The sequence below is a fragment of the Microbacterium sp. ABR10 genome (genome assembly GCF_057812175.1).
In genome coordinates this window covers 1,200,461-1,214,881 of the sequence record NZ_CM173821.1, presented here as the reverse complement: position 1 = coordinate 1,214,881, position 14,421 = coordinate 1,200,461, and the positions used below count along the sequence as shown (strand labels likewise).

Below are 14,421 nucleotides of genomic sequence, written 5' to 3'. Positions count from 1 at the left end.
GGCCTGCGCGGAGCGGGCGTCAGTTCGCGGGGGCGTACTCGGCGGGGATCGCAATGCGCTGACCGGCCGCCACCGAACCGCCGGACAGGGCGTTGAGACGGGAGATCTTGGCGACGACGTCGCGGGGATCGGCCGCGGGCGCCAGCTCTTCGGCAATCGACCACAGGGTGTCGCCGCTCATGACGGTGACCTCGGAGAAGGAACCCGCGGGGGCCCCGGCGTCGTTCGAGGCCAGCGCGGCACCGCCACCGACGACCGCGACACCCAGAGCCACGGCGAGCGGCAGCGACACCAGGAAGGTGACGGCGCGGCGACCGCGCGGCGTGATGCGCAGGCGGGTGGTGGGGGTGGAGATGGCGATGCTGGTCATGGTGTGCTCCTCAGTGGGGAGAGATTCGCACCCCACCCTCGGCCGGGAGGGCGGGAGTGCGAATCTGTGTTCCGAATCTATCTTCGATACTGCGTGGGTGTCAAGACGACGTCTGTCGGAGACGAATCGAACGCGACACGCGTGAGCTTCCGTGTGATTCGCCTCGCCGACCGGATACGGTTTCGACACGGAGACCTCATCACCAACCTCCGACATTCGAATTTCCGCCGCCCTTCCCGCGGCGCGAGGGGAGCATCAGATGACCGACGCGACGACCGCCGGCCGCGACCGACCGCAGACGCGTCGGCGCAAGAGCCTCAGCGACAAGCAGCTCGCGATCCTCGAGGTCATCCAGCGTTCGATCGCGCGGCACGGCTATCCGCCGAGCATGCGCGAGATCGGCGACGCGGTCGGCCTGAAATCGCTGTCGAGCGTCACCCACCAGCTGAACCAGCTCGAGCTCAGCGGCTACCTGCGCCGCGACCCGGGCAAGACCCGCGCCATGGAGGTGCTGATCGACCTGCCCGGCACCGCCGCCGAGAACCCGGCTGACACCGCACCCTCGGTGGGCGACGCCGCCCTCGTGCCGCTGGTGGGCCGGATCGCGGCGGGCGTGCCCATCACCGCCGACCAGCAGGTGGAGGAGATCTTCCCCCTCCCCCGCCAGCTCGTCGGCAAGGGCGAGTTGTTCATGCTCAAGGTCTCGGGCGAATCGATGATCGACGCGGCGATCTGCGACGGCGACTGGGTGGTCGTGCGGTCGCAGGCGAACGCCGAGAACGGCGAGATCGTCGCCGCGATGCTCGACGGCGAGGCCACGGTGAAGACGTTCCGTCGCCGCGACGGCCACACCTGGCTCCTGCCCCGCAACACCGCCTTCGAACCCATCCTCGGAGACGAGGCCGTCCTGCTCGGTCGTGTCGTGGCGGTGCTGCGCGCGGTGTGACGCCATCGTCCACTCGCGGCGACACCCGAAGAGAGGGTCGCCGTCAGGTGTTCGGACGTTCTCCATGGCGCGAAACGGGGTGGACACGCGGCGCAGTCGGCATGACCGCTCGCGCAGAGAACGGCCTCAGACGTCGCCCGTGCCGCGTGTCGGAGGTGGTCCGTAGGGTGGGAGCCATGGCAGACACCCTCCCCTACGGTTCCTGGCCCTCGCCGATCACCCCCGAGTCGGTGGCGCAGTCGACCCCGCGCGTAGACGGTGCGCGAATGGTGAGCGACGAGGTGTGGTGGGGTGAGTCCGTCCCCACCGAGGCCGGGCGGGTCGCGGTGAAGCGTCGCCGCGCCGACGGTTCCGTCGAGACCGTCCTCCCCGCTCCCGCCAATGCCCGTTCCGCGGTCCACGAGTACGGTGGCGGCGCTTGGACCGCGTCCGACGAGGGCGAGCTCTACTACGTCGAGAAGACCGACCAGCGGGTCTACGCCCTGCGGCCGGGGGGCGGGGCGCGAGCCCTCACCCCGTCCGACGACACCGTGCGCCACGGCGGCCTGCTGTTCGAGCACGGCACCCTCCTGGCCGTGCGCGAGACGCACGGCGCCGAGCGCGTCCCGACGCGCGCCATCGTCCGCATCGCCACCGACGGTTCCGGAGCCGTCGACGTGCTCGCCGAGGGCAGCGACTTCCTCGCGCAGCCCGCCCTCAGCCCCGACGGCACCCGACTCGCGTGGATCGCGTGGAACCACCCCGACATGCCCTGGGACGCCACGATCCTTCGCGTCGCCGACCTCGCATCAGGAGAGGTGCACGACCTCGCGGGTGGCGACGAACGCGCCCCCCTGCAACCCGTCTGGCTCGCCGACGACGAACTGCTGTACGCCGACGATCCGGGCGGCCGGTGGAACCTCTTCCGCCGTCCCCTCGACGGCGACGCGCAGCCCGTCGCGCCGGCGGACGCCGACACCGGCGGTGGGCTGTGGGTACTGGGCACGAGATGGTTCGGTGCGGCGGCAGACGGCCGCATCGTCGCCGTGCGAACGGACGGTGCCGACGAGATCGTCGAGATCGCGCCGTCGGGCGTCCGGCCGCTCGCTGTCCCCGTCGTGGCCGGCGCAGCGGTCGACGATGCGCGAGGCAATCGGGTGCTGATCTCGGGCGCCGACGCCGTGGGCCGTTCCGGCCTGTGGCTGGTCGACCTGGAGTCCGGCGTCGTCGACCTCGTGACAGGGGGCTCCGGCTCATGGGGAGACGAGTGGATGCCGTCGGCGCGCGCCCTCGAGACGGAGGGGCCGCACGGCCCGGTGCACGCCTTCGCGTACGCACCCACGCATCCCGCCGTCACGGCACCCGCGGGCGAGCGTCCGCCCTACGTCGTGCTCGTGCACGGTGGCCCGACCTCCCATGTCGGCCCCGCGCCGTCCGCGAAGACGGCGTTCTTCACCAGTCGCGGCATCGGCGTGCTCGACGTCAACTACGGGGGCTCCACCGGATACGGGCGCGCCTACCGCGAGAGGCTGAAGGGCCAGTGGGGCGTGGTCGACGTCGATGACGTGGCCGCAGCGGCATCCGCCCTCGCCGCGGCGGGTCTCGCCGATCCCGGGCGTCTCGCCATCGCGGGCGGCTCCGCGGGCGGATGGACCGTACTCGCCGCCGTCACCCGCACCGACGTCTTCTCGGCGGGCATCTCCCGCTACGGCGTCGGCGACGCCCGCGCCCTGGCCGAAGACACCCACGACTTCGAGGCGCGATATCTCGACGGTCTCATCGGGCCGCTGCCCGAGGCGGAACCGGTGTACATCGAGCGGTCGCCGCTCAGTCGTCCCGAACGGTTCCGCGTGCCCCTGCTGATCCTGCAGGGCACGGAAGACCGGGTCGTGCCGCCGTCGCAGGCCGAGGCGATCCGAGACGCGCTCTCCGCCCACGGGGTCCCCCACGCCTATGTGCTGTACGAGGGCGAGGGCCACGGTTTCCGCCGCGCCGAGACGGTCATCGACTCGCTCCGTCGCGAACTCGGATTCCTGGGTGCGGTGTTCGGCTTCGAGACCCCGGGGGTGCCGAGCCTCGAGCTCGAGTGATCTCCCCCGACCGCGGGAGGGCGGCCCGGTGAAGCGGTCTCCGCCGGGCCGTGCCGTCGCTCACCGTGCGACGAAACCGCCGATCGGCAGCCGCACACGACCACGAAGAACCCCGCCGAACACTCGTCGGCGGGGTTCTTCGTCGCCCATCAGGCCGCGAACGGCTCTAACTCCGCCGCGAGGCGGGCGCCCACGTGGGCGTGCAGGAACGTTCCGGTCTCGCGGTGCTCCTGCGCCAGGATCAGTCCGCTCTCATGGACGGCCGACACCAGGTCGCCGCGGTCGTACGGAACGACCGCCTGCACCTCGACCGCCGGCAACGGCAGCGCCTCTTCGATCGCGGCGCGCAGCTCCTCGATACCCTCACCGGTGCGCGAGGACACGAACTTCGCCTTCGGCGCGAGTCCGCGCAGCACGAGCCGGTCGTCATCCGTGACGAGGTCGGCCTTGTTGAAGACGACGATCTCCTGACCGAAGTTCGCATCGACGTCGCCCATCACATCGCGCACCGTCATCAGCTGCGCGGCCGGGTCGGGGTGCGAGGCGTCGACGACGTGCAGGATGACGTCGGCGTCGCCGACCTCCTCCAGGGTCGAGCGGAAGGCCTCGACCAGCTGGTGCGGAAGGTTGCGCACGAAGCCCACCGTGTCGGTCAGCGTGTAGACGCGACCGTCGCTCGTCTCCGAACGCCGGACCGTGGCATCCAGGGTCGCGAACAGGGCGTTCTCGACCAGCACACCGGCACTGGTGAGCCGGTTCAGCAGACTCGACTTCCCGGCGTTGGTGTAGCCGGCGATCGCGACCGAGGGGATGGTGTGACGCTTGCGTTCGGCGCGTTTCGCCTCACGGGCGGGGGCGAAGTCTCGCAGCTGCTTGCGCAGCAGGGCCATCTTCGTACGGATGCGGCGACGGTCGAGCTCGATCTTCGTCTCACCGGGGCCGCGCGAGCCCATACCCGCTCCGCCCGCACCGACCTGTCCACCGGCCTGACGCGACATCGAGTCACCCCAGCCGCGCAGGCGCGGAAGGAGGTACTCCAGCTGGGCGAGCTCGACCTGGGCCTTGCCCTCGCGGCTCTTCGCGTGCTGGCTGAAGATGTCGAGGATGACCGTCGTGCGGTCGATCACCTTCACCTTCACCACGTCTTCGAGCGCACGGCGCTGGCTGGGTGCCAGTTCGGTATCGGCGATGACGGTGTCGGCACCGACGGCGGCGACGATGTCGCGCAGCTCCGCCGCCTTACCCCGACCGACGTAGGTCGCCGGATCCGGATGCGGGCGGCGCTGCAGCACGCCGTCGAGCACTACGGCACCGGCCGTCTCGGCCAGCGCCGACAGCTCGCGCAGCGAGTTCTCGGCATCCGCCTGCTCGCCCTGCGGGTGCACGCCGACCAGGACGACGTTCTCGAGGCGCAGCTGGCGGTACTCGACCTCGGTGACGTCTTCGAGCTCGGTGGAGAGTCCGGCGACGCGGCGGAGCGCGGCGCGCTCCTCGCGGTCCCACTGATCGCCGTCGGCGTCGCCGCCGTAGGCGGTGGTGGCATCTTGGAGCGCCTGCGCTGCACCGAAGACCCGGACCCCGCGGTGCGCTTCGGCGCGCGAGAGCACGCGGTCCACCGGGTCGACCGGCGACGCGTCGATGCTCGGGGGTGTGGTCTGTTCGGTCATGTGTTCCTTTCGGCCGCGAGCATGCCGCGGCGGTGATCTCGGTGTTCTGGCACTTTATCCGCCCCGACGCCCGAGGGGCCGGTCGGATATCCTGTCGTGATGGGGAGCGAGCACTACTTCAGCGCGTCGCCGTCGAGTCCCGAGCAGCTCCGTCGCATCCGCGTGACGCTCGCCGGTCGAGAACTCGAGGTGGTCACGGCGGGCGGCGTCTTCAGTCCCGATCACGTGGATGCCGGCACCTCGGTGCTGCTCGCCAACACCCCGCCCCCTCCCGCCGGCGGGCACTTCCTCGACCTGGGGTGCGGGTGGGGTCCGATCTCGCTGTCGCTGGCGCTCGCCTCACCGCACGCGACCGTGTGGGCGGTCGACGTCAACGAGCGTGCTCTCGATCTCGTGAGGCGCAACGCACAGTCCCTCGGCCTCACCAACATCAACGCGGTGCGTCCCGAAGATGTTCCCGACGAGGTCTCGTTCCGATCCATTCGCTCGAACCCGCCGATCCGCGTGGGCAAGAACGAGTTGCACGGCATGCTGCAGCAGTGGATCCCCCGCATGTCGGAGCGTTCGGACGGGTGGTTCGTCGTGCAGCGCAACCTGGGTTCGGACTCCCTGCAGCGCTGGCTCGCCGCCACCTTCGTCGACGGCTACAGCGTGCAGCGGGCCGCGACCGGCCGAGGGTTCCGAGTCATCCGGGTACGCCGCCACGGCTCGCCGCCGAGCGAGCCCATCGACATCGTCGCCTGAGCCGCGCACGCCGCGTCGCACCGACGGATGCCGAGAGCACACGGACCGCGCGAGGTCACTCGATCGAGACGGCGACGTCCGCGTGCGCTCGCGCCGGTCGTGTCGTCTCGAGCCGCCTGCCCGCCCCTCAGGCGAGCGCGACCTCGCCGGTGAAGACCAGGGACGCGGGACCCGAGAGGAACACCCGCCCGCTGGACACGCGCACACCCAGGGTGCCGCCCGGGGTGTCGACCACCCAGTGGTCGGGGGCTGCCGGGCCCGCCCAGTGCCGCACGGCGAGCGCGGCCGCAGCCACGCCGGTGCCGCAACTCAGCGTCTCGCCGACACCGCGTTCGAACACCCGCAGGCGGATCGCACCGACGCCGTCGCGCACGAGCGGATCGGCCGGTACGACGAACTCGACGTTCGCGCCGTGCCGCGGAGCGGGATCGAGAACGGGCTGATACGCGAGATCGAGACCGTCGAGTTCGGCGTCGGACGACAGGGCGACGACCACGTGCGGGTTGCCCACGTCGATGCCGACGCCCGGGCGTGCCACCGACAGTCCCTTCGCACGGACGAGGGTCTCCTCGGCATCCACCTCGAAGGCCCCGAGGTCGACCTCGAAACCGCGGTCGCTGCGCGTGAGCGTCTTGACCCCTGCGCGGGTGCCGATGCGTAAGCCCTCGTCGATGGACGCGAGGCCGGTGTCGGTGAGATAGCGCGCGAAGACGCGGGTGCCGTTGCCGCACATCTCGGCGATCGACCCGTCGGCGTTGCGGTAGTCCATGAACCACTCGGCGCCGGATGCCGCGGCATCCGCGCCCTCGACGATCGCCGTCGTGCGGACGACCCGCAGCAATCCGTCGGCGCCGATGCCGAAGTGACGGTCGCACAGCACCGCGACCTGCGCGTCGGAGAGGTCGAGTTCGCCGTCGGGATCGGCCACCACCACGAAGTCGTTGCCGGTGCCGTGGCCCTTGGTGAACGGGAGAGTCGCCATGCGTCCAGTCTACGGAGCGAGCTGCACCCACCCGGCGATCAGTCGTCCCGCAGCGACCGACGAAGACCCCTCCCGCCCACCCGTCACTCGCGCTCCCCCGTGTCGGATACCAGGCTCTCAGCGCTCACGCGGCGCGCGTCGACCCACGCGGCTCGGGCGTAACGCCGGAACCACGACACCTGGCGGCGCGCATAGCGACGGGTGAGCGCCTGGGTCTCGGCGACGGCGTCCTCGCGCGTGAGCTCGCCGCGGAGCTGCCCGAGGGCCTGCGCGTAGCCGATCGCCCGCCCGGCGGTCACGCCCCGCTCGAGGCCTTCCGCGCGCAACGCCCGCACCTCGTCGACGAGGCCCTGCTCCCACATGCGCTCGACACGTGCGTCGAGCATCGGCACCAGCTCGTCTCGATCGATCGCGGTGGCGACGATGCGCGTGTGCGGATGCCAGAACTCCGGCGCATCCGGAAGCGCACCGCCGTGCGTCTCGCCGCCCTGCGCCAGAACCTCCAGGGCCCGCACCACACGGCGTCCGTTGCGTGGGTCGATGCGACCGGCCGCGGCCGGGTCGGCCGCGCGCAGTCGCGCGTACAGTGCACCCGCCCCCGCGGCCTCCAGCTCCGCCTCCAGCCGTGCGCGCAGCGCCTCGTCGCGCGGGGGGAAGCGGAAGTCCCACAGCACGCTCGAGACGTACAGGCCCGACCCCCCGACGAGGATGGCGTCCGCACCACGGTCGTGGATGTCGCCGATGACCGTGCGGGCGGCATCCTGGTACCAGGCGACCGCGGCCTCATCGGTCACGGCGAGCGCATCGAAGAGGTGGTGCGGGATGCCACGGCGCTCGGCGAGCGGGATCTTGGCGGTGCCGATGTCCATACCGCGGTACAGCTGCATCGCATCGGCGTTGACGATCTCGGCGCGGCGTCCGCGGGCGGCCAGGGCGTCGGCGAGGTCGAGCGAGAGGCCGGTCTTGCCGGTCCCCGTCGCACCGACGACCGCCCAGAGGACCGGCGCGGTCACACGCCGACGCGGAGGGTGGGAAGACCCAGCGATACTGCGCGCGGCACGTCACTCTCGCCGGCGGGCGCGGGCACGCCGCACGACTCGGCCTGCGAGCGGTCCCAGGCGTCTCCCGCGCGCGTGCGACGGATCCGCAGGGGCGCGCCGTCGGGCGAGTCGGCGAGCAGATGGAAGGGTGCCGCGTGCGTGACCGTCGCGGAGACCACGTCGCCGGGTCGTGGCACGGGTGAGCCGGCGGGCACCTCGACGTGCACGAGCCGGTTGTCTTCGGCGCGGCCGGTGAGGCGGTGGGTCTCGGAGTCCTTCTTGCCCTCGCCGGCGGAGATGAGGATCTCGAGGGTGCGACCGAGCTGCTTGCGGTTCTCTTCTGCGGCGATCCGGTCCTGCAGGGCGGTGAGCCGCTCGTAGCGTTCCTGCACGACGGCCTTCGGCACCTGGTCGGCCATCGTCGCCGCCGGCGTGCCCTCGCGGATGGAGTACTGGAAGGTGAAGGCGCTTGAAAAGCGAGAGGCTTCCACCACGCGCAGGGTCTCCTGGAAGTCCTCCTCGGTCTCGCCGGGGAAGCCGACGATGATGTCGGTCGTGATCGCCGCGTAGGGGATGCGCTCGCGCACACGGTCCAGGATGCCGAGGAACTTCTCGCTCCGGTACGACCGGCGCATCGCCTTGAGAATGCGGTCGGAGCCGGACTGCAACGGCATGTGCAGCTGCGGCATGACGGACGGGGTCTCCGCCATCGCGGCGATGACGTCGTCGGTGAAGGCTGCGGGGTGAGGACTCGTGAACCGGATGCGCTCGAGACCCTCGATCTCACCGGCGGCGCGCAGCAGCTTGCCGAACGCGAGACGGTCACCGAATTCGACGCCGTACGAATTCACGTTCTGGCCTAGCAGCGTGACCTCGATCGCGCCGTCGTCGACGAGCAGCCGGATCTCGTTGAGGATGTCGCCCGGGCGGCGATCTTTCTCTTTGCCGCGCAGGCTCGGCACGATGCAGAACGTGCAGGTGTTGTTGCACCCCACCGAGATCGAGACCCAGCCGCTGTGGATCGAATCGCGCTTGGTCGGGAGGGTGGAGGGGAAGATCTCCAGCGACTCGAGGATCTCGAGCTCGGCCTCGCCGTTGTGCCGCGCGCGTTCGAGCATGCCGGGCAGCGACCCCATGTTGTGCGTGCCGAAGACGACGTCGACCCACGGGGCCTTCTGCTGCACGGCATCCTTGTCCATCTGGGCGAGACATCCGCCGACGGCGATCTGCATGCCCGCGTGCGCGTCTTTTCTCGATTTCAGGTGACCGAGGGTGCCGTACAGCTTGCCCGCCGCGTTGTCGCGGACGGCGCACGTGTTGATGACGACGACGTCGGCCTCGACCCCGGCATCGGCGCGCACGTATCCCGCGCTCTCCAGTGAGCCGGAAAGACGCTCGGAATCGTGCACGTTCATCTGGCATCCGAAGGTGCGGACTTCGTACGTGCGCGGGCCCTGCGCGCCCTGGGCTGCGGAGGACGGCTCGATCAGCGTCGGGGAGGAAACGGGGGTGGTCATGATGCGTGCAAGTCTAAGCGGCCCACTCCGGAGCCGCGCAGATCGCCAGGTCTCTGCCCGGGCCTCCTGTGGCGCGATCCGGGCAGAAGCGTGCGTGCGCTGGACGTCCCCCGCGCATCCGTGGCGCTAGCGTTTACCGACGGGTGCCAGGGGGGAGCATGAACAGCGACCGGAGGAAGCTGCGCTCGGTGGAAGCGATCGGCGCGGATCGGGATGCAGGGGCGTGGGCGGCGCGCGTCCTGGATGGGGCCTCACTGGTCGTGGCGGGTCCCGGCGGAAGCGGCCGAAGCCATCTCTTGCGCGGGATCTCCGCGGAGATCGCGCGACTCGGGGGTAGAGCCATCGTCCTGCACACCGCATCGGCTCTCTCGCAGCAGCCGTTCGGCGCGGTCGACGCCGCCGCCGACCCCGCGCTCGGGATGCTGCGGACACCCTCCGACGACCACACGGTCATGGACGGCGTGCTCATCGTCGACGACATCGAGCTGCTCGACGCGGACTCGGCACGGGCGATCGCTCGGTCCGTGGCAGCTCGGAGACTGACCGCGGTTCTCGCTCATCGCACCGCCCGCCCCCGGGATGTCGAGGCGCCCGACGATGCGGGCGCGCGTCGCGGCCTGAGGGACCTCTGGGTCGAGGGACTGGCGCGACGCGTCGATCTCACCGAGCTGGACGACGAGGAGGCGTTCCGACTCATCGACGTCTTCCCCGACGCGCGACTCCTCGACAGCCCCACACGCGCGGCGCTCGTGTGGCGCGCAGACCGCTCGAGGGCACTTTTGCGACGTCTCGTCCTGCACGCCATCGCCGACGCGCGGGCCGGTCGCGATCCGCTGGAGGCGTTCCGCACGATCGCCCCTCACAGTCGACTCGCCGTCGCGCTCGAACGGCATGTGTCCGAGATGCCCACAGCGGATCTCGAGAGCCTTGCCGGCATCCGCCGTCTCGCTCACCTCGAGACGGCCGTGGCAACCCGGTTCTTCGAGGTCGACAGCCTCCACGCGCTCGTGGCGCGCGGACTCCTTCACGCGGACCCCTCACCCGAGCGTCGCCTCACCGCGAACGACCTGATCGCTCAGGAGGCGCAACGCCGTCTGGGCGTCTCCCGAGTCGACGCCATCGTCGATGCTGCGGGTCGACGGATGCTCGCGGAGTCCGACGAGTGGTGGAGTTTCGCCGTCGCCGTCACGGTCGCGCAGCGCTGGCATCGTCTCGGGCCGGAGCTCTCGGGCGAGGCCGCTCATCCCCCGGCGGTCCGGGCGCGCATCGCCCTGGATGCCGCGCGCGAGGCGAATGATCGCGGCGACGCCGCACACGCCGCCGCATACGCGGCGCGGGGGCTGAGGTCGGCGGACGTCCCGGCGCTTCGACTCGAAGCCGAGCTCGCCGCCCGCGCTCGCGTCCCGGTCGGCGTGGGCGAGACCGACGACGGTGGTGACATCGAGATGCGCCGTCGGATGACCCGGGGCGACGTCTCGGATGAAGGGCACGACTGGCGTGGAGAAACCTCTCACGACCGGGCTCTCGCGGACTCCCGCGTCGATGATCTGCTCGCACAAGCATCGCGCGCAGGAGCGCGACTGGAGTGGACCGCCGCTGCCGAGGCCGCGGGACGTGCCGCGGCGGAGGTGTCGGCGGCACCGGCGGCACGCCTGCGCGCCCTCGTGGCGGCGGGCACGGCCGAGGCCATCGCCGGCTGCTGGCGGCGCGCGCGAGCTTGCTATCGCGCTGCGGAGCGCATGCTCGACGCGCGATACATCGACGACGGGCTCCTTGCACGCGACCGGCTCACGGCTCTCATCTCGATGCTGGCGGGTCACCAGATCGCCGGAGCCGACGGAGCCGTCGTGCACGCCCGCCTCGAACGCGAGCTGGCGAGGACCGCGCGTGAGGGCGACGGGGCGGAGCTGAGCCTGGCGGGCGCGGCGGCCGCGATCGCTTTCGCCGGAGCAGGGCGGGCCGTCGAGTCACGCCGTGAGTTGGCGTCGGCGATGTCGCGCACGCCGTCGGCCGTCGCCGATCTCGATACGACGATGATCGAACTGAGCGTCGCGGAGGAACTCGCCTTGGCCGGCAGGTTCGACGACGCTCGCGCGATCGTCATGCGTCTGGACGACCGCGGCATCCCCCTGCTGCGTCGGAGCAGCCTTTACGTGCAGACGACCATCCTCGCGGCAGAGGGACGCCACGACGCCGCCCGCGTCGCAGCGCGCGGTGCGGCGGAGCTGACACGAGGACGCTCCGCGGCGGCCCTGCGCATCCGCGACCTGTTCCGACTGACCGCTTTGGGGGCCGCGGGCGAGGACGAGGTCGACGAGCTCGTTCAACTCGCCGCGACGACCGACCTGCCTCTCGCGGCCGAAGCGGTCCGTCGCGCGTCGGCGCGATCGACCGTCGAGGAGGAACTCCCGGTCGACGAACTCCGCCTGCATGCGCTGTGGTCGACGCGTGACGTGCGCCGACAACAACCCGACGCCGTGATCGATTTCCCCCGCCCTCCGGGGATCGACGCCGCGACGGCCGAACTGACCGCGCGCGAGCACGAGATCGCGTTGATGGCCGACGAGGGGCTCACGAACCGCGAGATCGCGACGCGGCTGTTCCTGTCGGTGCGGACGGTGGAGTCGCACATCTATCAGGCGCGCGCCAAGGTGGGTGCCGCCTCCCGCAGGGAGTTGGGGCGCATGGTGGCCGCTGAGGCCGAGCGGAAGCGGACGACGACGCAGCCGACGGCCGCCGCTGACGAGGGCGGCGACAAGCACGTCGGGTCCCCCGCTGCCGAGCGGACGACGGCGCTCCCCCGCCCGCCGGGACGACAGCACACCTCACTCGTCGGGAGTGAAGCCGCTCGCCGGGGCGGCGACACACCTCACTCGTCGGGAGTGAAGCCGCCCGCCGGGGCGGCGACACACCTCACTCGTCGGGAGTGAAGCCGCCCGCCGGGGCGGCGACACACCTCACTCGTCGGGGGTGAACCGCACGCCTGAGGCAGGACGGGCGAATGGACGCGACCGGCCGATGCCGGCCTCCGCCAGAGCGGACCGGGATGCTGTCAGAGCGACCGAAGAGGGATAACCGCGACGGCCCAGTTGTCCTGCCAGGCGGCGGAGCGCCGCTTCGTACTCCACGCCTTCGACCGCGCGCACCTTCGACCGGGCGAACTCGAGTGCACGCTCGGCGTCGTCATCGGGCAGCGCAGCGAGTGCCGCCTCCGCGACGTCTCGCGGGATGCCGCGCTTGCGCAGCGTCTCGGCCACAGCGCGGCGACCCTCTCCCCGCTTCTCGACGGCCGACATCGCCAGTTGCTCGGCGAACGTCGTGTCATCGAGATAACCGAGGTCCACGAAGTGGTCGACGATCTCGTCCGCCAGGACGTCGTCGGCACCCTCCGTGCCACGCACCACCCCTCGGGCTTCGGAGAGCGACAACGACCTCGACCGCAGCTTGCGCAGGAGCACGGCCTCGGCGTGCTGACGTATCTCGTCCGCCGCAGTGACAGCGTCGCCGCCGGCTCGCGCATCGCCGTGCGGAGGATCCGACTCTGCCGGCGCAGCGCTGTGCCCGGTCACGTCGTCTGCCCCTCCGAGATCTCGGAGGGGCCGCAGGCGAGGACGCCTCGCGACCTGCCCGCCCGAGGCATCGGCGACGTCTGCGGACGCATCACCGGCTTGCCGCCCGAGCGATGGGTGCGCGGAGGACGACCGCTCCCGGGAACCGAAGAGGGGGATGACCGGCGCGAGGGCATCATCGGCCGTACGTGGCAGACCACGAAGAGTCCGCCCGCGTTGATCGGGTCCACCCGACGCTCCGCCGGTCCCGTGGACGTCACGCGCTCCGTTGGTCCCCTGGTCGTCGCCCGCTCCGTAGAACGGGCGACGACCCGAACCGTCACCGTCGTCTGTCATCACGCCGGGCGACGTGCAGCCAGCTCGTCGTCCGCGGGAGCGGCCTCGACAGCAGCAACGGGAGCCACGCCGATGCCCAGCTTGGTCTTGATCTTCGTCTCGATCTCGGAGGCGATGTCAGGGTTCTTGATGAGGAAGTTGCGGGCGTTCTCTTTGCCCTGGCCGAGCTGCTCGCCGTCGTAGGTGTACCACGCGCCGGACTTCTTGACGATGCCGTGCTCGACGCCGAAGTCGATCAGGCTGCCTTCTCGGGAAATGCCGACTCCGTAGATGATGTCGAATTCGGCCTGCTTGAAGGGCGGGGCCATCTTGTTCTTGACGACCTTGACGCGGGTACGGTTGCCCACTGCCTCGGTGCCGTCCTTCAGAGTCTCGATACGGCGGATGTCGAGACGGACCGACGCATAGAACTTGAGCGCCTTTCCGCCGGCGGTGGTCTCGGGCGAGCCGAAGAACACGCCGATCTTCTCGCGGAGCTGGTTGATGAAGATCGCCGTCGTCTTGGTGTTGCTCAGACCGCCGGTGAGCTTGCGGAGGGCTTGCGACATGAGGCGGGCCTGCAGACCGACGTGGGAGTCACCCATCTCGCCCTTGATCTCGGCCTCGGGAACGAGCGCCGCGACGGAGTCGATGACGACGAGGTCGATGGCGCCCGAACGAATCAGCATGTCGGCGATCTCGAGCGCCTGCTCGCCGGTGTCGGGCTGCGACACGAGGAGGGCATCGATGTCGACGCCGAGCTTCTTGGCGTACTCGGGGTCGAGTGCGTGCTCGGCATCGATGAACGCCGCGATGCCGCCGGCGCGCTGCGCATTGGCGATGGCGTGCAGGGTCAAGGTCGTCTTACCCGACGACTCCGGCCCGTAGATCTCGATGATGCGACCGCGCGGAAGCCCGCCGATCCCCAGCGCGGCGTCGAGGGCGATGGATCCGGTGGGGATGGTCTCGATCGGGGCGCGCTCGTCGCTGCCCAGTCGCATGACCGAGCCTTTTCCGAATTGACGGTCGATCTGGGCGAGGGCCGACTCGAGGGCCTTCTCGCGCTCTGCGGGTGAGGGCATGACATCTTCTTTCTGCTCGCGTTCCGGTCGCCTATAGGCTGTCGTGCCTCCCACCGACGGTGGGTCAGTCCGACAAGGCGTTCAGGTGTCGTTCGACGTTCTCCACGTTAGGGAGGGCCT

11 protein-coding genes are annotated in these 14,421 nt (G+C 70.8%); 4 read left to right on the top strand and 7 right to left on the bottom strand.

Annotation, left to right across the window (positions count from 1 at the left end; all coding sequences use genetic code 11):
• Positions 1 to 19: 19 nt before the first annotated feature.
• Positions 20 to 370 carry a LysM peptidoglycan-binding domain-containing protein gene (locus ACXKZF_RS05475; RefSeq protein ID WP_488985628.1) on the bottom strand — a complete coding sequence of 117 codons (351 nt, stop codon included), beginning with the start codon at positions 368 to 370 and terminating at the stop codon, positions 20 to 22.
• Between the two features lie 259 nt (positions 371 to 629).
• Here ACXKZF_RS05475 and lexA point away from each other — a divergent pair, with 259 nt between their 5' ends.
• Both lexA and ACXKZF_RS05465 read left to right on the top strand, forming a co-directional pair.
• Positions 630 to 1,316 carry a transcriptional repressor LexA gene (lexA, locus tag ACXKZF_RS05470; RefSeq protein WP_243222558.1) on the top strand — a complete coding sequence of 229 codons (687 nt, stop codon included), beginning with the start codon at positions 630 to 632 and terminating at the stop codon, positions 1,314 to 1,316.
• A gap of 176 nt (positions 1,317 to 1,492) precedes the next feature.
• Entirely contained in the window at positions 1,493 to 3,385 is a 1,893-nt protein-coding gene (locus tag ACXKZF_RS05465) for a S9 family peptidase (protein ID WP_488985627.1), read from the top strand.
• Between the two features lie 149 nt (positions 3,386 to 3,534).
• Here the strand turns inward: ACXKZF_RS05465 and hflX are convergent, their stop codons facing one another.
• The gene (gene hflX / locus ACXKZF_RS05460; RefSeq protein WP_055957801.1) at positions 3,535 to 5,052 is read right to left on the bottom strand and encodes a GTPase HflX; all 1,518 of its coding nucleotides are present in this window, start codon (positions 5,050 to 5,052) and stop codon (positions 3,535 to 3,537) included.
• Positions 5,053 to 5,151: 99 nt separating this feature from the next.
• On the opposite strand from hflX, the gene ACXKZF_RS05455 reads away from it, so the two are divergent.
• A complete protein-coding gene (locus ACXKZF_RS05455) occupies positions 5,152 to 5,796 on the top strand; it encodes a class I SAM-dependent methyltransferase (RefSeq protein ID WP_243222556.1) in 645 nt (214 codons plus the stop codon).
• 127 nt (positions 5,797 to 5,923) lie between these two features.
• Here ACXKZF_RS05455 and dapF read toward each other — a convergent pair whose 3' ends face one another.
• From dapF to miaB, 3 genes are all read right to left on the bottom strand, one after another.
• A complete protein-coding gene (dapF, locus tag ACXKZF_RS05450) occupies positions 5,924 to 6,778 on the bottom strand; it encodes a diaminopimelate epimerase (RefSeq protein WP_488985626.1) in 855 nt (284 codons plus the stop codon).
• Positions 6,779 to 6,861: 83 nt separating this feature from the next.
• Positions 6,862 to 7,791, bottom strand: coding sequence for a tRNA (adenosine(37)-N6)-dimethylallyltransferase MiaA (gene miaA, locus ACXKZF_RS05445; RefSeq protein WP_488985625.1), 930 nt, complete (start codon positions 7,789 to 7,791; stop codon positions 6,862 to 6,864).
• Positions 7,788 to 9,335, bottom strand: coding sequence for a tRNA (N6-isopentenyl adenosine(37)-C2)-methylthiotransferase MiaB (gene miaB, locus ACXKZF_RS05440; protein WP_488985624.1), 1,548 nt, complete (start codon positions 9,333 to 9,335; stop codon positions 7,788 to 7,790). The genes miaA and miaB overlap by 4 nt, the downstream gene beginning before the upstream one ends.
• Positions 9,336 to 9,631: 296 nt before the next feature.
• On the opposite strand from miaB, the gene ACXKZF_RS05435 reads away from it, so the two are divergent.
• A complete protein-coding gene (locus tag ACXKZF_RS05435; protein ID WP_488985623.1) occupies positions 9,632 to 12,265 on the top strand; it encodes a LuxR C-terminal-related transcriptional regulator in 2,634 nt (877 codons plus the stop codon).
• A gap of 27 nt (positions 12,266 to 12,292) precedes the next feature.
• Here the strand turns inward: ACXKZF_RS05435 and ACXKZF_RS05430 are convergent, their stop codons facing one another.
• Positions 12,293 to 12,904 (bottom strand): regulatory protein RecX, encoded by a 612-nt coding sequence (locus tag ACXKZF_RS05430; protein WP_488985622.1) that lies wholly within the window; start codon positions 12,902 to 12,904, stop codon positions 12,293 to 12,295.
• A 335-nt stretch (positions 12,905 to 13,239) separates the two neighbouring features.
• Positions 13,240 to 14,301 (bottom strand): recombinase RecA, encoded by a 1,062-nt coding sequence (gene recA, locus ACXKZF_RS05425; RefSeq protein WP_314455870.1) that lies wholly within the window; start codon positions 14,299 to 14,301, stop codon positions 13,240 to 13,242.
• Positions 14,302 to 14,421: the final 120 nt, after the last annotated feature.